Here is a 20,902-nt window from a genome sequence, read left to right on the forward strand (position 1 = left end):
TTGCGATTTTCTGGAACTTGTGTTCTATCAGGCAGAACGATATAGTGGATCGACCGTCACCCAAGGACCCGCAAGCCGTGCCTCCGACCTCGCTCCCCGCAGAACCCACCGGCGCAGCACCCGACTCGTCGGCCGACGCCTCCAGCGGCGTCGCCGTCCTCGATCGCGCGTTCGCGATCCTCCATGCGTTCGGGCAAACCGACGACCGGCTGTCGCTCGCGGAACTGTCGCGTCGCACCGGGCTGTACAAGAGCACGATCCTGCGCCTGCTCGCCGCGCTCGAGCACGGCGGCTTCATGCGCAAGCTCGACGACGGCCAGTACGCGATCGGACACGAGCCGTTGCGGCTCGCCGCGCTGTACCAGCGTTCGTTCCGGGTCGGCCCGGTCGTCGAGCCGCTGCTCGAGACGCTGAGCCGCGAACTCGGCGAAACGGCATCGTTCTACGTGCGCCACGGCGAGATGCGCTCGGTGCTCTACCGCGTCGAACCCACGCGCACGGTGCGCGTGTCGATCCGGGTCGGCGAGGAGTTTCCGGTTCACCAGGGAGCGTCCGGGAAGGTGCTGCTCGCGTTCACCGACCCGCACGATGCGCGCTGGAACGACATACGCGAACAGTTGTGGGCCGCGTCGTACGGCGAGCGCGACCCGGAGACGGCGTCGGCGTCCGTGCCGGTGTTCGGCGCGGCCGGCGATTGCGTCGGCGCGCTCACGGTGTCCGGGCCGAAATCGCGGCTGGCCGCCGCGCCGGCGATGGCCGCGGCGCTCGCGCTGCTGTTGCCGCTCGCGCAGAAGGCGACCGTCGCGCTCGGTGGCGCCGGCGCGCGCTACGACGCGCAGGCCGTGCGCGACAGTCTCGCGCGCTTCACCGCGGCGGCGGACGAACCCGCGCAGCCCTAGCCGGCACGCGCGTCCGCGACGCGGCAGCGCAAACGCCGGCCGCATGCGACACTGGCCGCTGCCGCATGCAGCGCGCCGCCCGCCGGCGCGGCCCATGCCACTGCCGTCCGGACACGCACAAGGGAACCCACGATGAACGCCCCGCGCACCGCCACCTGGTATTTCGATTTCGTCTCGCCGTTCGCCTACCTGCAGCAGGAACGGTTCGACGAGTTGCCGCCGGCTGCCGCCTACGAGCCGAAACCGATCGTGCTCGGCGCCGTGCTCACGCACTGGGGCCAGAAAGCGCCGGCCGAGATCGCGGCAAAGCGCATCTTCACCTATCGCCACGCGCAGTACCGCGCGGACAAGCTCGGCATTCCATTCCGGATGCCGCCCGCGCATCCGTTCAACCCGATCCGGCCGCTGCGTCTCGCGATCGCGATGGGCAACACGCCCGATGCGATCCGGCGGATCTTCCGGCACATCTGGCGCGACGGCCAGGACGTATCGACGCCAGAGGGTTTCGCCGCGCTGTGCGAGGCGGTCGGCTTTCCGGAAGGCGTGACGGCGGTCGACGCGCAAGCGGTGAAGGACGCGCTGCGCGCGAACACCGATCAGGCGATCGCGCATAGCGTGGTTCGGCGTGCCGACCTTCGAACTCGACGGCGACCTGTTCTGGGGCGACGATGCGACCGACATGTTCGTCGATTGCGCGACGTCCCGCGCGTGGCTCGACTCGCCCGAAGTGCGCCGCATCAGCGCGCTGCCCGAAGGCATCCGGCGCGGTTGACGGCGCGCCGCGGCGCTTGCGGCTCACGTGTCGCGTCGTTCGACGCGCAGCCGCCTCGACGCGGTGCTGTTCTCGGCATGTTCATCGGGATGGAGGGCGGCGCCGCGCTCGGCGGTTCGTTGCTCGCGCAACTTGACCGGCATGCGGTGATCGCACCGGCGCCGACAACGTCGCCACCGGCATTGGCCGTGCGCACGTGGCGCCGTCGATTTTCGACAGCGCGATTGCGAGGCAGGCGGGGCCGCAGGGCTTGCCCGCCTTTTCTTTTATTTTCGATCGGTGCTGTGCGGCCCCGCGCGGGACGGCCGATTCGTGCGAGAGACAGCCGGCATTCGTTCATCCGATGCAATACTCGGAACGCGTCGCCGGATTGCGCAGTTCAACCGATTATTTTTTCGCCCGCGCCCGGCGCACGCGCGCAATCATCGGATCATTTATCACGGCCGCACCGCACGGCCCTCCGCAATCCGGCCCCATCGGCAAAGGACGTGTTCTCAGGGGATTCCCGGTATTTTTTCCCATTTTCTTCGAAATTACCGGTGACATACTTGCCCCCCATTGCGCTCCGGTGCGAGCGCGCTTCCTGATCCCTGCCGGTCGCATGTCCTGTGCTGCGTGTCCGCCGGGGTCGCAGAACATGAACAATTTCGACACCACGATCCAGATCTTCCTCACCCACATTACGTTCGGACCGCTGATGAATCATGCGATCCGCGTGATCGCCGGCCTCTATACGTTCAAGGGCTTCGTCCTGATCCCCGTGCTGTGCTGGCTGTGGTTCCAGCCGGGAGCGCAGCGCGAACGGCAACGCGAGCTGGTCATCGCGACGGTCGCGAGCGGGCTCGTCGCGCTCGCGTTCGGCCGGTTGCTCGCGAAAGTCCTGCCGTTCCGCGTGCGGCCGATCTACAACCCCGACCTGCACCTGCACTTCCCGTCCGAGGAATTGCGTGCGGCCACGCTGCAGGCCTGGAGTTCGTTTCCGAGCGATCACGCGATGCTGTGGATGGCGATCGCGACGGGCATCTTCATCATCGCGCGACGCGCCGGCGTGTTCTCGCTGCTGTACGCGGTCGTGTTCATCTGCGTGCCGCGCGCGTATCTCGGCTATCACTACCCGACCGACCTGATCGCCGGCGCCGCGATCGGCATCGCGCTCGCGTGGCTGCTGACGCGCGATGCGATTCGATCGCGTTTCGCGCCGCAGGTGCTGGAGGCGATCCGGCGCTTCCCCGCGCCGGCCTATACGCTCGCGTTCCTGCTGTGCTTCGAGCTGATCACGCAGTTCGACGAACTGCTGACGCTCGCGCAGTCGGTCAAGCATACGGCGATGTAACGGGACGGCGCCGCCATGCATCCGCTGCTGTCGACACGACGCCCGGGCACACGCTGCCGGCCCTGCGCGGCGGCATCGCGCCCGGCGCGCGCCGCCGTCCGGATCGTCGCCGCCGCGGCGACGGCGGCCGCGCACGTCAGTCGCGGTCGGGCGCCCCGAGCGGGAAGAACGAGCGATACGGCCGCGCTTCGTCGACCGCACGCGCGAACGACGGCCGCGCAAGCAGCCGCCGGCGATATGCGATCACGTTCGCGAACGACGGATCGATCCGGTGCGTCCAGTCCGCGTAGAACAGGAACGGCGCCGCGCCGCAGTCGGCGAGGCTGAAGCGGTCGCCGGCCGCCCATTCGCGATCGGCCATCGTGCGATCCAGCCATGCGTACGACGTTTCGAGCATCGCGCGCGCATCGGCGACACCCCGCGCATCGCGCTCGTGTTCCGGCCGCAACGCATCGAACACGACCTTCTGCTGCGGGGTCGCGACATAGTTGTCGAAGAAACGATCCATCATCCGCACTTCCAGCGCCGCGCGCCGGTCGTCGGGCACCAGCCGCGCGGGGCCCGGGTGGTAGAGATCGAGATACTCGACGATGATCGTCGCCTCGATCACGGTACGGCCCGCGTCGACGAGCACCGGGAAGCGCTTCAGCGGCCACAGCGCGGCCAGTTCCTGCATCGGCTTCGGATCGTCGTGCGCGAGCACGCGATAGTCGAACGGCGTGCCGTTCTCGTACAGCGCGGTCAGCACCTTCTGGCAATAGGACGAAAAGGGATGGGCGTAAAGCGTCGGCGTCATCGCGAGTCTCTCGGGGTTTCGGCGCCGCGTCATGCGGCGCCACGTGATCGGATACCTTGACGACGAACGGCGCCGGGCCGAATCGACACCGGGCCGAACATTTTTTTCCGTTGCGCGGCATCGCGCCGCTACGACCGGCCATCCATCACGACGCGGCCTTCGCCGCGCCAGCGCAGCATCCCGCCGCCGAGGTTCGCGACGGCATCGAAACCGGCCTTCAGCAGGATCACGGTCGCCTGAGCGGAGCGGCCGCCGGCGCGGCACACGGTCACGATCGGCCGGTCGCGCGCGAGTTCGCCGGTGCGCGCGGCCAGTTCGCCGAGCGGAATCGGCGTCGCGCCCGGCAGGTGGCCGAGCGGGCCGGTGAATTCGTCCGGCTCGCGCACGTCGACGACCTGCACCGCCGGCAGGTGATCCTCGAGCCACTGCGGATCGATTTCCCAGAATCCGGCGAACGTATAGACGAGCGGCGCCCAGTCGGGCGCCGCCTGCACGTCGGGCGCGTTCGCGGCGAGCCCGCACTGCAGGTTCGCGGGCACCGCGACGTCGATCTGGCGCGGATGCGCGAGCCCGAGGTTGCGCATGTAGCCCGCGAAATCGTCCTCGCTGAGATCGCCGCCGAGGCGCGGATTGAAGCGCCGCTCCTCGCCGACGCTCGTGACCGTGAGCCCGCGATAGTCGTGCGCGGGATACAGCAGGCATGCGGCCGGCAGCGTGAAAAGGCGGCCGTGCACCGCGCGATACAGCGCGCGCGGGTCACCCTGCTGGAAGTCGGTGCGGCCGGTGCCGCGAATCAGCAGGCAGTCGCCGGTAAACGCCATCGATTCATCGTCGAGCACGAGGCTGATGCAGCCGCTCGTGTGGCCCGGCGTCGCGCGCACGGTCAGGTAGCGCGGGCCGAATGCGCAGCGATCGCCGTCGTTCAGGTAGCGGTCGGCGCCCTGCGCGCCGCTCGCGGCCGAAATCGCGATCGCGCTGCCGGTGCGCTGCTTCAGCAGCCACGCACCCGTCACGTGATCGGCGTGCACGTGCGTATCGACGGTCGCGACGAGCCGCAGCCCGAGCTCGTCAAGCAGCGCCGCATCGCGGCGCACCTGCTCGAACACCGGGTCGATCAGCAACGCTTCGCGCGATGGGCGGTCGGCGAGCAGGTACGTGTAGGTCGACGATTGCGGGTCGAAGAGTTGCCGGAAGATCATCGCGAAATCGCTCCGTCGGCTGGGCGTGTCGGTCGGGTGAAGGGTGCGGGTCGTGCAACCCGCGCCGCGTGTGGCGCCGGCTCGCGGCGCACACGTTCATACAGCGTAGTTCAAAACACGCGCGCCACCGGCGTCGTTGCACGCGGCGAGACGTCACGCCGCATCCGGTCCGTCGCGCGTGCTGCCTTACACTACCGCCTGTTCTCGTCTTACGTTCACAAGAATTGCGTCGACATGTCTCTGACGATCGATCCGAAGCAAGCCGCCGCGCTGCTGGCCGTCGCCGACACCGGCAGCTTCGAGCAGGCCGCCGTGCGCCTGCACGTGACCGCGTCCGCCGTCACGCAGCGGGTCCGCGCGCTGGAGGCGAGCCTCGGCGCGCCGCTCGTGCTGCGCACGCGGCCGTGCCGGCCGACGGCGGCCGGGCAGCGCGTGCTGCAGCACCTGCGCCGCGTCGCGCTGCTGCAGGCCGACCTGCAAAGCACGCTCGCGACCGAGCGCGAATCGCCGATCTCGGTCACGATCGCGCTGAACTCCGACAGCCTCGGCACCTGGTTTCTGCCCGCATTGACGTCGGTGCTCGCGGGCGAGCGCATCCTGTTCGAGCTGATCGTCGAGGACCAGGACCACACGTTCGCGCTGCTCGAAAGCGGGATGGCCGTCGGCTGCGTGACGACCGAGCCGAAGCCGATGCGCGGCTGCGTCGCGACGCCGCTCGGCACGATGCGCTACCGGCTGCTCGCGGCCGCCGCGTTCGCGCTGCGCTGGTTTCCGCGCGGCCTGAACCGCACGGGCGCGCGCCATGCGCCGGTCGTCGCGTATTCGCGGCGCGACACGCTGCAGTCCTCGTTCCTGAAGGAGAAGTTCGGGTTGCCCGAAGGCGCGTATCCGTGCCACTACGTGCCGGGCACGCACGCGCATTTCGCGGCGGTGCGGCACGGGCTCGGCTACGCGATGGTGCCGGAGCCGCTGCTCGGCGGCGCACCGCTCGACGCGCAGGGGCTCGTCGATCTCGCGCCGCTGCATCCGACCGACATCACGCTGTACTGGCACGCATGGACCGTGCAATCGCCGACGATGGCGTCGCTGTCCGCACGGGTCGTCGAAGCGGCGCGCCGGTTGCTCGCGCCGCTGCCGTGACGAACGGGTGATCGACACCGCCGGCGCGGCACGTCGCGCGGCATGCGCGGCATGCGTGGCCAAGAGAAACGCCGCCGCGCCGCCTATACTTTTTCCATCGGCCCCGCGAACGCGCCGCGCGGCCGATCACGCACATCCGGCCGTTCCCTTTCCCGTGAGGAGAACATCATGCCCCGCCGCTATATCGATTGCCGCGAGTTTCCCAGCGCGATGAATTGCTCGGTCGCAATTTCCGCCGACTCCGACGACGAACTGCTGGAGGCCGCCGTGCAACACGCGGTCTCGGTGCACCAGCACACCGACAGCGCCGAACTGCGCACGCAACTGAAAACACTGTTCCGCGACGGCACGCCGCCCGCCGACATGCTCCGGCAAGCGTAACCCGCCGGCACGCCAGATATCGACAGACGGGCTGCATCGCCGCCCCCGTCGCCTCCCTGCTCCTGCTTCGCGCCACGACGCGCCGGCGCCCCCCGCCGGCCGGCGCATTCGGCTTTACGTACGCCGCTGCGCGAAATACGCGCCGACCGCATCGATGAAGGTATCGATGTCCGCGCGCGACACGTCGCAGTGCGTGACGAAGCGCGACGCGTACAGCATCTGCGTGAGGATCCCGCGCGCCTTGAGCCATGCCTCGAGCGGCGCGCAATCGGCTTCGGGGAATTGCGCGAACACCATGTTCGTCGCATGCGACAGCACCTTCACCGGCTCGATGCGCGCGAGGCCTGCCGCGAGATGCGCGGCGTTCGCGTGATCGTCGGCCAGCCGCTCGACATTGTGGTCGAGCGCATACAGGCAGGCCGCCGCGAGAATGCCCGACTGCCGCATCCCGCCGCCCAGCACCTTGCGCCAGCGCTGCGCGCGCTCGACCAGCGCGCGATTGCCGACCAGCACCGAACCGACCGGCGCGCCGAGCCCTTTCGAGAAGCAGATCGACACGGTATCGAACGGCGCGCACAGTTCCGCGATCGGACGGCCCGACGCGACGGCCGCATTGCACACGCGCGCGCCGTCGAGGTGCGTGGCCAGCCCGCGGCTGCGCGCGAGCGCGACGGCTTCCTGCACATAGCCGTCCGGCAACACCTGGCCGCCGATCGTGTTTTCGAGCGCGAGCAGGCGCGTGCGGGCGAAGTGATTGTCGAGCGGCTTGATCGCCGCGGCGATCTTCGCGAGCGGCAGCGTGCCGTCGGGCGCGTTCTCGATCGGCTGCGGCTGGATGCTGCCGAGCACGGCCGCGCCGCCGCCTTCGTACTTGTAGGTGTGCGCGAGCTGGCCGACGATGTATTCGTCGCCGCGTTCGCAATGGGCCATCAGCGCGGCGAGGTTGCTCTGCGTGCCGCTCGGGAAGAACAGGCCGGCTTCCTTGCCGGCCCGCTCGGCCGCGACCGCCTGCAGGCGCAGCACGGTCGGGTCGTCGCCCCATACGTCGTCGCCGACTTCTGCGGCAGTCATCGCGGCCAGCATCGCCTGGCTCGGACGTGTCACGGTATCGCTGCGTAAATCGATCATCTTCGTGCCCTGAGTGAACGCGGACCGGTACCGATGCGCCCGGCCCTGCCGAAACGAGACTCAGAGTGTACGCAATTCGCGCAGCGCTTGCCGATGCTTCGCGCCGGGCGAAAGCCACGTGACCGGGCGCCGCAGGTGCACGATCCGGATACAACCGGCACGACGCGACGCGGTCCACGCCGGCGCGGCATCGTCAACAACGCGGCGGCGGCCGGACACCCGGCATCGGCATCGGCATCGGCATCGGCATCGGCATCGGCATCGGCATCGGCATCGGCATCGGCAGCATAGGCCGCGCGTGCCAACGCGTGGCACCTTCGCGCACGCCGCATCGTTCCCGTGATGCGACGCGCCATATTGCCGCACGTGCGGCAGACCGCCACGCCACGGTCGCCTGCGGCGCGCGCCGCGATCTTGATACGAATCAACGATTTATCCCGAAACCACGCGCGCCGGGCTGGACATCTGCGACGAGTTGGCGCATTTCGCGGCGCAACATCGCGGCACATACTCCAGCCAACCCCGATGCCCCCTCCGGCCGGGGTCCGCCGGCACCCCGCCGGCGGGTATCGTCAAGCCTCGGTCAACTGGTATGGACACCGCATTTTCGGCCCTCGATCTGGCCCGCCTGCAATTCGCGTTCACCGTCTCCTTTCACATCGTCTTCCCGGCGCTGAGCATCGGCCTCGCCAGCTTCATCGCCGTGCTCGAATATCGCTGGCTGAAGACCGGCAAGCAGTACTACAAGACACTCTGCCTGTTCTGGTCGAAGATCTTCGCGGTCGCGTTCGGGATGGGCGTGGTTTCCGGCGTCGTGATGAGCTATCAGTTCGGCACCAACTGGTCGGGCTTCTCGAGCTTCGCCGGCTCGGTCACCGGCCCGCTGCTGATGTACGAGGTGATGACCGCGTTCTTCCTCGAAGCCGGCTTCCTCGGCATCATGCTGTTCGGCTGGAACCGCGTCAGCCCGCGCGCGCACTTCGGCGCGACGCTGATGGTCGCGATCGGCACGCTGATCTCGACGTTCTGGATCCTCGCGTCGAACAGCTGGATGCAGACGCCGCAGGGTTTCGAGATCGTCGACGGCCGCATCGTGCCGACCGACTGGTTCGCGATCGTCTTCAACCCGTCGTTCCCGTACCGCCTGTTCCACATGGCGATCGCCGCGTTCATCGTCGCCGCGCTGGTGGTGGCCGCGACGGGCGCGTGGCACCTGCTGAAGGGCCGCCGCGACAAGGGCGTGAAGAAGATGTTCTCGATGGCGCTGTGGCTGCTGCTGGTGCTCGCGCCGCTGCAGGCCGTGATCGGCGACCAGCACGGCATCAACACGCTGAAGCACCAGCCCGCGAAGATCGCCGCGATCGAAGGGCTGTGGGAAACCGAAAAGGGCGGCACGGCGCTCAACCTGTTCGGCATTCCGGACATGAAGGCCGAAACGACCCGCTACGCGGTGCAGGTGCCGCACCTCGGCAGCCTGATCCTCACGCACAGCTGGGACGGCGAGATCCGCGGGCTGAAGGAATTCCGCCCCGAGGATCGTCCGAACTCGACGGTCGTGTTCTGGAGCTTCCGGATCATGGTCGGCCTCGGCTTCGCGATGATCGGCCTCGCCGCGCTCGCGTGGCTGCTGCGCCGCCGCGGCAGCCTGTATGAATCGAAGTGGTTCCAGCGCCTCGCGCTCGTGATGGGCCCGACCGGCTTCATGTCGCTGCTCGCGGGCTGGGTGACGACCGAGGCGGGCCGCCAGCCGTGGGTCGTGTATGGCGTGATGCGCACCGCGCAGGCCGTGTCGCCGCTGTCGGTGCAGCAGGTCAGCCTGTCGATGATGACGTTCGTGATCGTCTACTTCCTCGTGTTCGGCACCGGCGTGTACTACATGCTGAAGCTGATGAAGGCCGGCCCCGCGCTGCCCGACGTCAAGCACGACGCGCGGCACGGCGAGCCCGACACGCGCCCCGATCACACCGCGCGCCGCCCGATGTCGGCCGTCGACGAGCTGATCGAGACCGTCTGAGCCCACCCACTTTCGCAAACGAGAAAACCTATGGACGTCACCGTAATCTGGGCCGCGATCATCGCATTGGGGCTCTTCATGTACGTCGTGCTCGACGGCTTCGACCTCGGCATCGGCATCGTCTTCCCGTTCTTCCCTGACGAGAAGGAACGCGACCTGATGATGAACACCGTCGCGCCCGTGTGGGACGGCAACGAGACGTGGCTCGTGCTCGGCGGCGCCGGGCTGTTCGCGGTGTTCCCGATCGTGTATTCGACGGTGCTGTCGGCGCTGTACCTGCCGTTGATCTTCATGCTGGTGTGCCTGATCTTCCGCGGCGTGTCGTTCGAGATCCGCGCGAAGGCGCGGCGCACGAAGCAGCTGTGGGATCTCGCGTTCATCGGCGGCTCGGCCGGCGCGACACTGTTCCAGGGGATCGCGCTCGGCGCGTTCCTGCAGGGCATCGACGTGAAGGACGGCGTGTACGCCGGCGGCGCATTCGACTGGCTCACGCCGTTCAGCCTGCTGACGGGCCTCGGGTTGATCGTCACGTACGCGCTGCTCGGCTGCTGCTGGCTCGTCGCGAAGACGGAAGGCGACCTGCAGCGGCGCCTGCATCGCGTCGTGTGGCCGCTGACCGTCGTGCTGCTCGGCTTCATCGCGGTCGTCAGCCTGTGGACGCCGCTGCAGGATCCGGCGGTCGCGCAGCGCTGGTTCGATTCGGGGCTGTTCTGGCGCCTGCTGCCGGTGCCGTTCCTGGTCGCCGGGTGCGCGGTGTGGATGCGTCGCGCGGTACGCAACCGGCACGACATGACGCCGTTCGTGCTCGCGCTGGCACTCGTGCTGCTCGGCTACGTCGGCCTGCTCGTCACGATGTTCCCGTATGCGATTCCTCAGACGATGACGATCTGGGAAGCGGCGGCGCCACGGTCGAGCCAGACCTTCACGCTGGTCGGCGCAGCGGTTATCCTCCCGATCATCATCGCCTACACGACGATGGGTTACTGGGTATTCCGAGGCAAGGTGCGCCATGAAGACCAGCATTACTACCACCACTGATCCCGCGGCGCGCCGGCCCGACGCGCCGCGGCCGCGGATGCGCGGCTGGATGTGGTTCGTCGTCCTGTGGGCGGGCGGCGTGCTCGGCGCCGTCACGCTCGGCTATGCGTTCAAGATCTTCATGAACCTGACGCTGTTCGCGGTGAAGTAAAAGGCAGCGCGCCGGCCGGGCGATCGCGTCACGCGCGCGGCCCGGGCGCGGCGCGCATCGATCGCCCGATGGATGCGTGATCCGCTGCCTCTTCCTCCGCGTGCGTTATTGCGGCGCCCGCCGCACGACGCCGAGCTTCAATCCCAGCATGCCGAATATGCGGTTCATCGTCTGAACCGTCCCGTCGCTGCGGCCCTGCTCGATATCCTGAATCGTCTTTGTCGACACACCGGCGAGCTTCGCCATTTCGGCGCTCGTCAGCCGCATCGTCTGCTTCAGATGACGCACGGATTCGCGCAGCGACCACTCGGGATGCGCGAGAACGTCCTCGATCGCTTGCCGGCGCAACGCGAGCTGATCGGGAAGCGACATCGCGTTATAGCGTTTGTCCATCGTGTCGCCCTCGCCTAGCGCAGTGCATCCAGTTCGCGGGCGAGCCGCTCGATGCCCGGTTTCAGGAAAGCATGCACATCGTGCTCCAGTCCGAGATCGACACCCCGATCGGCGATCTCCTGCAAGCGCGGCGCCATTGCGTGCAGCCGTGCCCGCAATGCGTCGCGATCCAGCGCGGCATGCGCCTCCCCCGCCTGCGGCTCGCTCGACCGGACGACCGCATCGAGTACCCGCGCCCAGTCTGGCTGACCACCGTCATTTCCTTCCCAGCGGATGCGCCGTGCGATGCCGTCGGGATGCAGATACATCGGTGCGAAGTCGTAAAGCGGCGTCAACGCAACGCGTCCATCGAAGTCGCGTTGCAATGCCGTGTTCCGTGCATGATTGTCTTTGTTCCCCAACGCGAGATTCGCAACGTCGCGGCACAGATACTCGGCCACCTCGGCTTGAGGATCCGTGCATCGGCGCACGAGATGCCCGCACACCTCGTCGTGACTCGGCACGACGCCGAAGCCGGTTTTTCCGGTCAGCGACGCAATACTTTCCTGAGCGAACCGGACAACGCTGCCACCAACGCGCGCGCGATCGAACCGCGGAATGAATAGCGACCGATCGCGCAGCGTCAGCGGCGCATGCACGCGCAATCCAAGACGCTGGGCCAATGCCATGTAGGGCGCTTCGTGACGAAGGATTTGTGCAAGACGCTCGTTCGTGCCACGTCCGAACTTGACGATGTAGTGCGCGACCGCGCGCGCATCGGGCAGCGTGTGATCGAGATAGAGCAGTCCGTCGTCGGCACGGGTCAGCAGCAGCTTCGGCCACTCGCCCTGCACACCCGAGGAGCCCGCGACGAAGAATCCATGTTCGGCGAGGTATTCGCTGAATGCGTCTCCGCGTGCGGCAACGTCATCGTCGGTAAATCCTTGCCGCGGCCCCTGGCGCTCGGCGAGCCACTGCGCGGCTTCCTTGATCCGCAGATTGCCGATCGAGTTACCGGCTCCCGCGAGCAGCAACGGCCAGTCGGCACGCTCCTCGGCTGTTTCCGGCAGATCGAGGCGGCGCAACAACTCCTGACGGCCGAAGCCTTGCGGCAGCAAATCGATCAGGAAAATCGGCCAATGGGGCGTCACCAGTGGCTCGAGATCGACCGGAAAACCGCATGCCATCGCGTGCGCATCGCGGGCGAATTGATGTCGAACGATCCATTCGACGTCGTAACCCGTATAGGCACGACTGCGCCAGCCCTCGTCAGGCTCGCCGAAAAGGGTGACGACGCCGACGTCGTGCCAAATACCATCGGCGTGGAGCTGGATCGTGCAGGAAGCGTTCATTTCAGCAGAAATCTATACAAATCATGCCGTTCATCGTAGCTGAATTATATAAATTTCTACCGAAATAGGAATCGAGCCCCTTGAACTCCGGAAGCAGCGGTCGAGGGGAAACTGCCGCCGCTTACCGCCGCTCGCGCAGCGCCGCCTCGATCTTGCGATCGGTCTTGTACTGGCTCAGCGCATACACCGACCAGATCGCGGCCGGCAACCAGCCGATGATCGTGAGCTGCAGGATCAGGCAGATCACGCCGGCGATCGGGCGGCCGATCGTGAAAAACTGGAACCACGGCAGCAAGAGGGCAAGCAGCAGACGCATCGGATTTCCTTTTCGCATCGTTGAAGAACAGCGTACGCGGCCAATATGGCGCGTCACGCACCCCATTTCAAGCCGGCGCGCGCCCGGCACGCAGCCGACGCCCCGCGCCGGAACGCCCGCACCGCCCTCGCCTTCTTCACCCGCCGGCCGCGAAAAAACGGCCCTCGCATCGCACGAGAGCCGTATCGAAATCGCTGGAGAAGGTACCGCGCCGCGCCCGGAACGTGTGCCGCATGCCGATCCGCACGCGCGTCTGCGTGTTCCCGTCAGCCGGGATGCCGACCTACGCCGAACCGGACAGCCATCGCGCAACCTGCGCGACGAGCGGATCCGCTTCGTCGAAACGCTCGACGCCCGCCACCTGCGGCGCGTCGCAGATCGCGAACACCGGCTTGCCCCATTGCAGCCCCAGCGCGATTTCGGACAGCGTGCCGAGACCGCCGCCGACCGCGATCAGGCACAGCGACGCGCGTGCGATCAGCGCATTGCGCGTGATGCCGAGCCCGGTCGGCAGCGCGACCGACAGGTATGGATTCGCGTCCCGCGCATCGTCCTCGGGCAGCAGCCCGATCGCGCATCCGCCCGCGGCCCGCGCGCCGCGCGCCGCGGCCTCCATCACGCCCTGCTTGCCGCCGCCGACGATCGCGATGCCCGTCGCCGCGATCGCGTGCGCGATCCGCTCGGCGACGGCGAGCTGCGCGTCGGTCGCGTCGCGCGGCCCGATCACGCCGACCGGCATCCGGTGCCGGCGTGCGCCGCGCTGTCGCTGTGCGAGCTGCGCCAGCGCGGCGCGCGTGTCGTCCGACCATTCAATGACGTCGTTGCCGTGCAAGTCCTTCCCCCAGTGCAAGAACGCAGGTGCAAAGCGCCGTCAGCACGATCGACAGTACGGCGGCCTGCGAGAAATCGGTCTGTCCGTCGGACAGCTTCAGGTACATCAGCAGCGGCAGGATGTTGACCTGCGTGCCGGCCAGCGCGAGCGCCGTGCCGTACGTGCCGAGCGCGATCGCACCGACGAGGCACCACGCCGACGCGATCGACGGCCACAGCTCGCGCCACGCGACGTCGATCCACGCGCGCCACGGCCGGGCACCGAGCGTCAGCGCCGCCTCGAGCGGCCGCCGGTCGAGATTCGCGAGCGCCGGGTAGAGCATCAGCGCGACGCGCGGGATCAGGTAGTACGCGTAGGCGAACGCGAGCCCCGGCATCGTGTAGATCGCGCCGCCGACCACGGTCGGGTCCGCGCCGAGCGACGCCAGCAGCATCGTCACGAAGCCGGCGCGGCCGAACACGAGGATGAAGCCGTACGCGATCACGAGGCCGGAGAAGGCAAGCGGCACGCCGAGCAGCGCGAGCGACCAGCGGCGCCGCGCCGGCGACTGCCCGGCCAGCACGAACGCGACCGGCACGCCGACGGCGACCGACAGCGTGCCGGCGCCGATCGCGAGCGCCAGCGAGCGCACGATCGCGTCGGCGACGAGCGGATCGCCGAACACCGCGGCGAACGCACGACCGCCGCCGTCGAACGCGGCGCCGACGAGCGCGGCGAGCGGCAGCACGAAGCACACCGCGAACAGCCCGGCCGCCGGCACCGCGCCGTAGCGGCGCAGGACGCCGCGCTGCATGGACGAAACCCGCATCGCGCGCCCCTTACTTGCCGAGCGTCGCCTGCGACCAGAGCTGGTCGACTTCGGCCTTGTGCGCCGCGGCCTTCGCGACGTCGAGCGGACGCACCTGCGGCGCGTTCGGCAGCTTCGCGGCGACATCCTGCGCGACCGGCGTGCCGGGCACGGCCGGACGCACGAAGCCCTGCGCGAACAGCCCCTGCCCGACGTCGCTCATCACGAGGTTGAGCCACAGCTGCGCGGCGGCCGGATTCGGGCCGTTCTTCACGAGACTCATCGCGTACGGCGCCGACACGCTGCCGTCCTGCGGAATCACGACTTCGGCCGCGTCACCCATGCCGTCCGCGTACTTGGCCTTGAGCCCGTCGTTCTCGTAGCCGATCAGGATCGGAATCTCGCCCTTGACGAATTTCGCGTACGGCGTCGTCCCCTCGACGCGCAGTACGTTGCCCGCCTGCTTCAGCTTGCCGAAGAAATCCGCGCCCGGCTTCGGGTTGTCGACGCTGCCGCCGTTCGCATAGGCGGCGGCGAACACGGCGACCTGCCCTTGCCCCGTCGAGCGCGGATCGAGATAGACGACCGCATTGCGATATTCGGGCTTCAGCAGGTCCGACCAGCGCTGCGGCACGTTCTTCACGAGCTTCTTGTTGACGAGCAGCGCGATGTTCAGCGAATGCACCGCGAACCAGCGGCCGTCGGCCGCGCGGAACACCGTGGGCAGCTTGTCGAAATTGACCGGCTTGAACGGCGCGACGACGTCCTTGGCCGTCGCATCGAGCGCCGACGCCGCGAAGTAGTACGCCGTGTCGGCCTGCGGGCGGCGTCGCGACTTGTCGAGCGCGACGACCGTGGCCGCCGAGCCGATGTCGTTGTACGTGATCTCGACCTTCGGGTAGCGCTTGCGGAATTCGGCGAACAGCGACTTCCAGTTCGCCCATTCCGGGCCCGTGTCGAACGACACGACGAGCCCTTCGTCGGCGGCCTTCTCGTACAGCGCGTCCTCGCCGGGATACAGCGGCGCGGCATGGGCCAGCGCGGGCGCGAGGGTCGCGAACGCGCAGAGCGCCAGCAGGCGGCGGCGCGTCGCATGAAGGAAGTGGCGGCGTGCAGACATCGTGATTCTCCGTTGAATGAATGGGTCGTCCGCGCTCACGCGGCGGGCAGCACGAGCAGATGGCGCGGCTCGATCGACACGCAGCGCGCGGGCAGTTCGCGCCCTTCGCCGAGCAGTGCGTCGGTCGTGCCGGCCGGTACGAAGTCGAAGCGCTGGGTCGCGCCGAAGTAGCGCACCTCGCCGACCCGGCCGTCGATGCGGTTCGCGACGGACTCGGGTGGATCGGGCTGCAGGTGTTCGGGCCGGATCAGCACCTCGACCGGGTCGCCCGGCCGGTGCGCACCCGTATCCGCGCGCAGCGTCGTGAACCGCACGTCGACCGCGCCATGCGCGAGCACGCGGCCGCGCAGCAGCGTGGAATGACCGACGAAACGCGCGACCTGCGCGGTCGCCGGACGCTCGTACAGGTCGCGCGGGGTGCCGGCCTGCAGCATGCGTCCGCCGTCGACGATCGCCACGCGATCGGCCATGCTGAGCGCTTCGTCCTGGTCGTGCGTGACGAGCAGCGTCGTCGCGCCGCATGCGCGCTGCAGCGCGCGGATCTCGTCGCGCAGCTGGTGGCGAATGCCGGCGTCGAGCGCCGCGAGCGGCTCGTCGAGCAGCAGCAGCTTCGGTTCGATCACGAGCGCGCGAGCCAGCGCGACGCGCTGCTGCTGCCCGCCGGACAGCAGCGCCGTGCTGCGTCCGGCCTGCGCGGCGAGGCCGACGCGTTCGAGCATCTCGAGCGCGCGGCGGCGGCGCGGCGCCGCGGCCATGCCGCGCATCTTCAGGCCGTAGGCGACGTTGTCGACGACCGACAGGTTCGGAAACAGCGCATAGTGCTGGAACACCATCCCGACCTCGCGCTGCCACACCGGCACGCCGGCCATGTCGCGGCCGCCGATCGCGATACGGCCGCCGTACCCGTCGAGCAGGCCGGCGGCGAGGCGCAGCAGCGTCGATTTGCCGGAGCCGCTGCGGCCCATCACGGCGAGCAGTTCGCCCTGGGCCGCGGACAGCGTAACCGCGTCGACGCCGTGACGGGCGCCCGGATACTGGAAGCTGACGTTTTCGAAATCGAGACTCATGACGGTTTCACTTCAGGCGTGGCACGGTGAGGACGGAAGCGAGCGTCGCGAGCACGGCAAGGACGAGCAGCACGACGGTCGCCGCGCAGGCCATCCCGGACGCGCCGTAGAACGCCTGCAGCAGCACGATCGGATAGTTGCGGTAACGGAAGCCCGCGATCAGGTTCGAGATCTGGAATTCGCCGATCGACAGCGCGGCGACCATCACGAGGCCGGAAAACAGGCTGTGCCGCAGGTTCGGCAGCACGACCGTGAAGAACTGGCGCAGCGGCGTCGCACCGAGCGTCGCCGCACACGCCTCGAGATGCGCGAGCCCCAGGTGGCGCAGGTCGCTCAGCAGCGTCTGCAGCAGGTACGGCAGCGTCAGCACCGCATGCGCGGCGATCATCAGCGGCAGCGTGCCGAGCCACGGCAGCGCATCGCCGCTGAAGATCGCGATGTAGCCGAACCCGAGTGTCAGCGCCGGCACCGCGATCGGCATCAGCATCACGATGCGCGCCGCGAAGCCGCGGCCGGCCAGTGCGCGGTGATGCAGCGCATAGGCGAGCGGCAGCGCCAGCACGGCATTGATCGGGCAGCAGGCGAGCGCGACGACGAGGCTCGTGCCGAATGCGCGGGTAAAGCTGCGGTTCGCGGCCAGATCCGCGAACCAGTGCGACGTGATGCCGGTCGGCAGCAGCGTGTTCGTCCACGACTGGCCGACCGAGCCGATCAGCAGCAGCACGATAGGCAACGCGAGGTACAGCCCGAAGACCGCGACGAGCGCCTGCAGCAGCAGGCGTCCCGCGATCGCGCGCGGCCGTTTGTTACGACGAATCGGAATAGCTTCGGCAAGGGCCGGAGCGGCTGGCGGATGCATGGCGAATCTCGCTGACGGACACGGAACGAGTCACGCAACGCCCGCCGGGCAGGGCCGGCACGCGTTGTCATGACGGCCGCAGTGTGCGGATCCGACATGGCATCGTCATGAAAAAAACGTACAACGCCCGCATCGATCTGTGCGCGCAAGGAATAGTTCGCCGTGAAGCACCTGTTTCCCAACGTCGCGGAGCTGCACGCGTTCGCGACTTCCGTGAAGTACCTGAACTTCTCGTATGCGGCGCGCGAGCTGGGCCTGACGCCGAGCGCGGTCAGCCGGCAGATCGCGAATCTCGAGACGCTGTTCGGGGTGAAGCTGTTCGTGCGCGAGGGGCGCAATCTCGCGCTCACGCGGGCCGGGCAGGTTTATCACGCACGCGTGATCGGCCCGCTGCGCGAGATCGGCAACGCGTCGATCGAATTGCTGAGCGCGCGCGAGGACAGCGACCTGCTGACGATCGCAAGCGTGCCGACCTTCACGACGAAGTGGCTGGTGCCGCGCCTCGCGCGCTTTCTGGCCGGCGCGCCGGACGTCACGCTGAGTTTTCGCCGCCATCTCGCGCACGGCGACGTGTTTCCGTTCGGACTTGACGCGGCGATACGCTATGGCGACGGCGCATGGGAAGGCGTCCGCTGCGATTACCTGGACGGCCGCACGTTCGTGCCGGTCTGTTCCCGCGAATTCGCGGCGCGACATGCGCTGCGCACGCCCGCCGACACGGCCGCCGCGCCGCGGCTCGTGCACGAGCAGGCGGAAATCGCGTGGTCCCTCTGGGCGGAGCGCCATCGCGTCGCCCGGATGAACGCGCTGGCCGGGCCGCGCTTCGAACAGTATTCGGTGCTGATCCAGGCCGCGCAAGCCGGGCTCGGGCTCGCGCTCGTGCCGCGCTTCCTGATCGCCGACACGCTCGCGAGCGGCGCGCTCGTCGAACCGTTCGACGCGCCCGTCGACGTCGATGCGCAGGGGCACTACCTGTGCTATGCGCCGGAGCGCCTGGAGACGAGCGCCGCGTTGCGGCGCTTCAGGGAATGGATCCTCGGCGCATGCGCGGAGCGCTGAGCGTGCCCGGCATGGCCGGGCACGCCCGGACGGCACGGCGGCGCCGGTAACACGGCGCCGTGCCGCCCGTCCCGTTGCGTCAGTGGTCGATGCCGAGCCCCGGCAGCACGTGCGTGTTCTCGGCCACGACCGCGTGCAGCAGCTTCGGTTCGGCGCCGAGCAGCCCGAGGATTGTCGGCGCGACCTGCTTCGTGCCGACCACATCGCTCACGGTACGCGCACGATGGAGGCCCGGGTACGACACGAGCAGGCCGAGGTGGCTGTCGTCCGGCGCGTTGCCGCCGTGTTCCTCGTCCTTCTTCGTGCTCGACGTGTAGATCACGCCCGGATTCGGCTGGACGATGATGTCCGGCGTGCGGCCGTTGGCCGGATCGCCGAACCGGTCGGCCAGCGCCGCGCCGTACAGGATGGATGCCTGCGGGCCGTCGGCGCAGATCCCCGGCGCGTTGCAGCCGAGGTTCGCCTTCAGCGTCTGTACCACGGCCGTGCGCTGGCTGCGGTCGCGCAGCCAGATCAGGCCGACGTCATCAGTCTGCACGAAGCCCGTGCCGACCAGGCCCGAGCCGTCGTTCAGGTTGCCCGTCGTCGTGTTGTTCTGGCCGAAGTTGCCGTTCGGGTCGACGTAGTTGTTCGCTTCGAGCAGCTTCGTCAGCGTGTCGCCGTTCTTCACGAGCTTCGTGTGATCGGTCGGCGACTGGCCGTGCTTCGCCGTGACGATCACGGCCGTCGACGTGTACAGGTTGCGCTGCTTCAGCTCGGCGACGATGCGGCCGATCGAGTTGTCGACGTACGTGATCGCGTTCGCGACCTGGCCGTTCGGCGTGAAGTTCGCGTCGAGATAGCCGCCGCCCTTCGCGACCGGCGCCTTCTGCGCGACGCTCAGCGTCTGGAAGTTGGCGCCGAACAGCGTCGGCACCGGCGCGTTTTTCGTGCCCGTCGAATCGCGGCCGTCGATCTGGTTGACCAGCGCCTGCACGTGCAGGTTGTCGAAGCGCGCCGTGTGCGAATAGACGTCGGTGTAGGCCGTGTTAGTCGCCGGGTCGATCGAGTTGATCTCGGTGCGCATCAGATCGTCGACGCCGGTGCCCGACGGGCCGTTCAGCCAGTCGTAGCCCCACGCGTGCTTGTCCGCCCACGCGGTGTAGGCGTTCGGCACGCCGGCCTTGACGGCCTCGAACACCGTGTTGGTCTTCACGTAGTTGTGCGGATAGACCGGCACGCACTGGCCGTCGACCTTCGCATGCGGAATCGCCTGCGGATTGAATGCGCCGCCGCCGTCGAGGTGCACGAGCGCGCCGCCGTTGAACGCATCGATGCCGGTCGTCTCGTCGAACACGACGTTCCAGCCCTGCTTGCCCGAGCAGGTCGTGTCGCTCGGCGCGTACAGGTTGCGGTCGTACGACACGTCGTAGAACAGGCCGGCCGTCTTCGGCGAGCCGCCCGTCACGAGCGCGGCGAGCCCCGGGAACGAGTCCGACAGGCCGGGCGTATAGGCGTTCGTGTACGTGACGCCGCTTTGTGCGAGCACGGCGAGGTTCGGACACGTGTTCGCGCCGATGCAGCGTGCGAGATCCTGCTCGTGCAGGCCGTCGACGCTGATCAGCAGCACGTGCTTCACGACGCGCCGGCCGTGGCCGGCGTCATCGCCCTGGCTGTTGCCGTCCTGCTGCGCCGCGTAGACGCCGGCGCTTGCGAGCGCCAGCGCGCCCGCCACCATCACCGCCATTTTTCGTTGCTTAGCGAACCTGGAAATCATCACCCCACCTCATCGATTGACGTTGAACTGCGTGACCTGCCATCAGGCGCGCAAAATATCGCCGCGCCGTGGGGCGCTCGCGTGAAGCGGGGCTTTCTGTTTTCTGTCAAACGTAACCAATCGCAAGTGACACGACGCGGTCGCAAAAGAAAGCGACCCGGCGCACGCTGCGACGTGTGCGCGCGAGGTTCGCACCGGGTCGGTGCATCGGGCGCGCCGTCGCCCGCCGCGCGAATTTTTTTCACGCTTGGCGTATGACTATTGGCGTGTGATAAAGGGTTTTCCCTGACCCGGAGCACGAGTATGTCGACCCTGGAAGCTCTCCGGTTCGTGCTGGACGATGCACGCACCCCCGAAATCATTCGCCACCACGTCGTCGACGCGCTGCAGTACGCGTTGCGCAACTACGGCCAGGTGTTCACCGCGAAGGAAGTCGAATGGCTCACGCATTGGGACGATGCGCGCCTGCCGCTGGCCGCGAGGAAGGAACTGGACAAGCGCGAGCCGGCGATCGAGGTGCGCTGACGGGAC

At 68.2% G+C, this 20,902-nt stretch carries 22 protein-coding genes and 1 pseudogene; 10 read left to right on the forward strand and 13 right to left on the reverse strand.

Annotated features, from left to right (window positions below):
* Positions 1-77 precede the first annotated feature (77 nt).
* The 3 genes and pseudogenes from U4012_RS08940 (at position 78) to U4012_RS08950 (ending at position 3,004) form a co-directional block, all read left to right on the forward strand.
* A complete protein-coding gene (locus tag U4012_RS08940) occupies positions 78-899 on the forward strand; it encodes an IclR family transcriptional regulator (RefSeq protein ID WP_044848506.1) in 822 nt (273 codons plus the stop codon).
* Positions 900-1,031: 132 nt separating this feature from the next.
* Positions 1,032-1,671, forward strand: a pseudogene (locus tag U4012_RS08945) (2-hydroxychromene-2-carboxylate isomerase).
* A 637-nt stretch (positions 1,672-2,308) separates the two neighbouring features.
* Positions 2,309-3,004: a phosphatase PAP2 family protein gene (locus U4012_RS08950; RefSeq protein WP_321797823.1), complete on the forward strand. Its 696-nt coding sequence runs from the start codon at positions 2,309-2,311 to the stop codon at positions 3,002-3,004.
* A 136-nt stretch (positions 3,005-3,140) separates the two neighbouring features.
* Here U4012_RS08950 and U4012_RS08955 read toward each other — a convergent pair whose 3' ends face one another.
* Both U4012_RS08955 and U4012_RS08960 read right to left on the reverse strand, forming a co-directional pair.
* The gene (locus U4012_RS08955) at positions 3,141-3,800 is read right to left on the reverse strand and encodes a glutathione S-transferase family protein (RefSeq protein ID WP_124486094.1); all 660 of its coding nucleotides are present in this window, start codon (positions 3,798-3,800) and stop codon (positions 3,141-3,143) included.
* A 128-nt stretch (positions 3,801-3,928) separates the two neighbouring features.
* Positions 3,929-4,999 (reverse strand): MBL fold metallo-hydrolase, encoded by a 1,071-nt coding sequence (locus U4012_RS08960; RefSeq protein ID WP_124486093.1) that lies wholly within the window; start codon positions 4,997-4,999, stop codon positions 3,929-3,931.
* A gap of 234 nt (positions 5,000-5,233) precedes the next feature.
* On the opposite strand from U4012_RS08960, the gene U4012_RS08965 reads away from it, so the two are divergent.
* Entirely contained in the window at positions 5,234-6,139 is a 906-nt protein-coding gene (locus U4012_RS08965) for an HTH-type transcriptional regulator ArgP (protein WP_044848501.1), read from the forward strand.
* 168 nt (positions 6,140-6,307) lie between these two features.
* Positions 6,308-6,520 carry a DUF1059 domain-containing protein gene (locus tag U4012_RS08970; protein WP_044848500.1) on the forward strand — a complete coding sequence of 71 codons (213 nt, stop codon included), beginning with the start codon at positions 6,308-6,310 and terminating at the stop codon, positions 6,518-6,520.
* Positions 6,521-6,634: 114 nt separating this feature from the next.
* On the opposite strand, the gene ltaE is transcribed toward U4012_RS08970, so the two are convergent.
* Positions 6,635-7,648, reverse strand: coding sequence for a low-specificity L-threonine aldolase (gene ltaE, locus U4012_RS08975; protein ID WP_044848499.1), 1,014 nt, complete (start codon positions 7,646-7,648; stop codon positions 6,635-6,637).
* Complete coding sequence (locus U4012_RS08980) at positions 7,645-8,076, reverse strand: hypothetical protein (protein WP_321797828.1); 432 nt, start codon at positions 8,074-8,076, stop codon at positions 7,645-7,647. Before U4012_RS08980 ends, ltaE begins: the two co-directional genes overlap by 4 nt.
* Before the next feature lie 164 nt (positions 8,077-8,240).
* Between U4012_RS08980 and U4012_RS08985 the strand changes: the two genes are divergently transcribed.
* The 3 genes from U4012_RS08985 to U4012_RS08995 are packed head-to-tail and all read left to right on the forward strand — an operon-like array spanning position 8,241 to position 10,851.
* On the forward strand, positions 8,241-9,662 hold the full coding sequence (locus tag U4012_RS08985; RefSeq protein WP_321797830.1) for a cytochrome ubiquinol oxidase subunit I: 1,422 nt from the start codon (positions 8,241-8,243) through the stop codon (positions 9,660-9,662).
* Positions 9,663-9,692: 30 nt separating this feature from the next.
* Positions 9,693-10,700: a cytochrome d ubiquinol oxidase subunit II gene (gene cydB / locus U4012_RS08990; protein WP_124486089.1), complete on the forward strand. Its 1,008-nt coding sequence runs from the start codon at positions 9,693-9,695 to the stop codon at positions 10,698-10,700.
* Positions 10,672-10,851: a hypothetical protein gene (locus U4012_RS08995; RefSeq protein WP_044848496.1), complete on the forward strand. Its 180-nt coding sequence runs from the start codon at positions 10,672-10,674 to the stop codon at positions 10,849-10,851. The genes cydB and U4012_RS08995 overlap by 29 nt, the downstream gene beginning before the upstream one ends.
* Positions 10,852-10,956: 105 nt before the next feature.
* Here the strand turns inward: U4012_RS08995 and U4012_RS09000 are convergent, their stop codons facing one another.
* The 8 genes from U4012_RS09000 to U4012_RS09035 all read right to left on the reverse strand — a co-directional run bounded on the left by U4012_RS09000 (position 10,957) and on the right by U4012_RS09035 (position 17,556).
* Positions 10,957-11,244 (reverse strand): helix-turn-helix domain-containing protein, encoded by a 288-nt coding sequence (locus U4012_RS09000; protein WP_044848495.1) that lies wholly within the window; start codon positions 11,242-11,244, stop codon positions 10,957-10,959.
* Positions 11,245-11,258: 14 nt separating this feature from the next.
* Positions 11,259-12,575 carry a type II toxin-antitoxin system HipA family toxin gene (locus U4012_RS09005; protein ID WP_321797833.1) on the reverse strand — a complete coding sequence of 439 codons (1,317 nt, stop codon included), beginning with the start codon at positions 12,573-12,575 and terminating at the stop codon, positions 11,259-11,261.
* Between the two features lie 121 nt (positions 12,576-12,696).
* On the reverse strand, positions 12,697-12,891 hold the full coding sequence (locus tag U4012_RS09010) for a YqaE/Pmp3 family membrane protein (RefSeq protein WP_044848494.1): 195 nt from the start codon (positions 12,889-12,891) through the stop codon (positions 12,697-12,699).
* Positions 12,892-13,174: 283 nt separating this feature from the next.
* Positions 13,175-13,630, reverse strand: a complete 456-nt coding sequence (locus tag U4012_RS09015) for a TIGR00725 family protein (protein WP_063927876.1) — start codon at positions 13,628-13,630, stop codon at positions 13,175-13,177.
* Between the two features lie 70 nt (positions 13,631-13,700).
* The gene (locus U4012_RS09020; protein ID WP_415750366.1) at positions 13,701-14,516 is read right to left on the reverse strand and encodes an ABC transporter permease; all 816 of its coding nucleotides are present in this window, start codon (positions 14,514-14,516) and stop codon (positions 13,701-13,703) included.
* A 25-nt stretch (positions 14,517-14,541) separates the two neighbouring features.
* Positions 14,542-15,630 carry an extracellular solute-binding protein gene (locus tag U4012_RS09025; protein ID WP_321797838.1) on the reverse strand — a complete coding sequence of 363 codons (1,089 nt, stop codon included), beginning with the start codon at positions 15,628-15,630 and terminating at the stop codon, positions 14,542-14,544.
* A 35-nt stretch (positions 15,631-15,665) separates the two neighbouring features.
* Positions 15,666-16,697: an ABC transporter ATP-binding protein gene (locus tag U4012_RS09030; protein ID WP_321797840.1), complete on the reverse strand. Its 1,032-nt coding sequence runs from the start codon at positions 16,695-16,697 to the stop codon at positions 15,666-15,668.
* 7 nt (positions 16,698-16,704) lie between these two features.
* Positions 16,705-17,556 (reverse strand): ABC transporter permease, encoded by an 852-nt coding sequence (locus tag U4012_RS09035; RefSeq protein ID WP_321797842.1) that lies wholly within the window; start codon positions 17,554-17,556, stop codon positions 16,705-16,707.
* Positions 17,557-17,718: 162 nt separating this feature from the next.
* Between U4012_RS09035 and U4012_RS09040 the strand changes: the two genes are divergently transcribed.
* Positions 17,719-18,615: a LysR family transcriptional regulator gene (locus tag U4012_RS09040; protein ID WP_321797844.1), complete on the forward strand. Its 897-nt coding sequence runs from the start codon at positions 17,719-17,721 to the stop codon at positions 18,613-18,615.
* A gap of 79 nt (positions 18,616-18,694) precedes the next feature.
* Here U4012_RS09040 and U4012_RS09045 read toward each other — a convergent pair whose 3' ends face one another.
* On the reverse strand, positions 18,695-20,371 hold the full coding sequence (locus U4012_RS09045; protein WP_321797846.1) for an alkaline phosphatase family protein: 1,677 nt from the start codon (positions 20,369-20,371) through the stop codon (positions 18,695-18,697).
* A gap of 303 nt (positions 20,372-20,674) precedes the next feature.
* Here U4012_RS09045 and U4012_RS09050 point away from each other — a divergent pair, with 303 nt between their 5' ends.
* The gene (locus U4012_RS09050; protein WP_185500307.1) at positions 20,675-20,896 is read left to right on the forward strand and encodes a hypothetical protein; all 222 of its coding nucleotides are present in this window, start codon (positions 20,675-20,677) and stop codon (positions 20,894-20,896) included.
* Positions 20,897-20,902 lie beyond the last annotated feature (6 nt).

The sequence above is a fragment of the Burkholderia sp. BCC1988 genome (assembly GCF_905339895.1).
Taxonomy (GTDB): domain Bacteria; phylum Pseudomonadota; class Gammaproteobacteria; order Burkholderiales; family Burkholderiaceae; genus Burkholderia.

Coding starts and splice junctions, on each gene's coding strand:
- U4012_RS08950 (WP_321797823.1), top strand. CDS start 2,309: ATGAACAATTTCGACACCACGATCCAGATCTTCCTCACCCACATTACG.
- U4012_RS08955 (WP_124486094.1), bottom strand. CDS start 3,800: ATGACGCCGACGCTTTACGCCCATCCCTTTTCGTCCTATTGCCAGAAG.
- U4012_RS08960 (WP_124486093.1), bottom strand. CDS start 4,999: ATGATCTTCCGGCAACTCTTCGACCCGCAATCGTCGACCTACACGTAC.
- U4012_RS08965 (WP_044848501.1), top strand. CDS start 5,234: ATGTCTCTGACGATCGATCCGAAGCAAGCCGCCGCGCTGCTGGCCGTC.
- U4012_RS08970 (WP_044848500.1), top strand. CDS start 6,308: ATGCCCCGCCGCTATATCGATTGCCGCGAGTTTCCCAGCGCGATGAAT.
- ltaE (WP_044848499.1), bottom strand. CDS start 7,648: ATGATCGATTTACGCAGCGATACCGTGACACGTCCGAGCCAGGCGATG.
- U4012_RS08985 (WP_321797830.1), top strand. CDS start 8,241: ATGGACACCGCATTTTCGGCCCTCGATCTGGCCCGCCTGCAATTCGCG.
- cydB (WP_124486089.1), top strand. CDS start 9,693: ATGGACGTCACCGTAATCTGGGCCGCGATCATCGCATTGGGGCTCTTC.
- U4012_RS08995 (WP_044848496.1), top strand. CDS start 10,672: ATGAAGACCAGCATTACTACCACCACTGATCCCGCGGCGCGCCGGCCC.
- U4012_RS09000 (WP_044848495.1), bottom strand. CDS start 11,244: ATGGACAAACGCTATAACGCGATGTCGCTTCCCGATCAGCTCGCGTTG.
- U4012_RS09005 (WP_321797833.1), bottom strand. CDS start 12,575: ATGAACGCTTCCTGCACGATCCAGCTCCACGCCGATGGTATTTGGCAC.
- U4012_RS09010 (WP_044848494.1), bottom strand. CDS start 12,891: ATGCGTCTGCTGCTTGCCCTCTTGCTGCCGTGGTTCCAGTTTTTCACG.
- U4012_RS09015 (WP_063927876.1), bottom strand. CDS start 13,630: ATGCCGGTCGGCGTGATCGGGCCGCGCGACGCGACCGACGCGCAGCTC.
- U4012_RS09020 (WP_415750366.1), bottom strand. CDS start 14,516: ATGCAGCGCGGCGTCCTGCGCCGCTACGGCGCGGTGCCGGCGGCCGGG.
- U4012_RS09025 (WP_321797838.1), bottom strand. CDS start 15,630: ATGTCTGCACGCCGCCACTTCCTTCATGCGACGCGCCGCCGCCTGCTG.
- U4012_RS09030 (WP_321797840.1), bottom strand. CDS start 16,697: ATGAGTCTCGATTTCGAAAACGTCAGCTTCCAGTATCCGGGCGCCCGT.
- U4012_RS09035 (WP_321797842.1), bottom strand. CDS start 17,556: ATGCATCCGCCAGCCGCTCCGGCCCTTGCCGAAGCTATTCCGATTCGT.
- U4012_RS09045 (WP_321797846.1), bottom strand. CDS start 20,371: ATGATTTCCAGGTTCGCTAAGCAACGAAAAATGGCGGTGATGGTGGCG.
- U4012_RS09050 (WP_185500307.1), top strand. CDS start 20,675: ATGTCGACCCTGGAAGCTCTCCGGTTCGTGCTGGACGATGCACGCACC.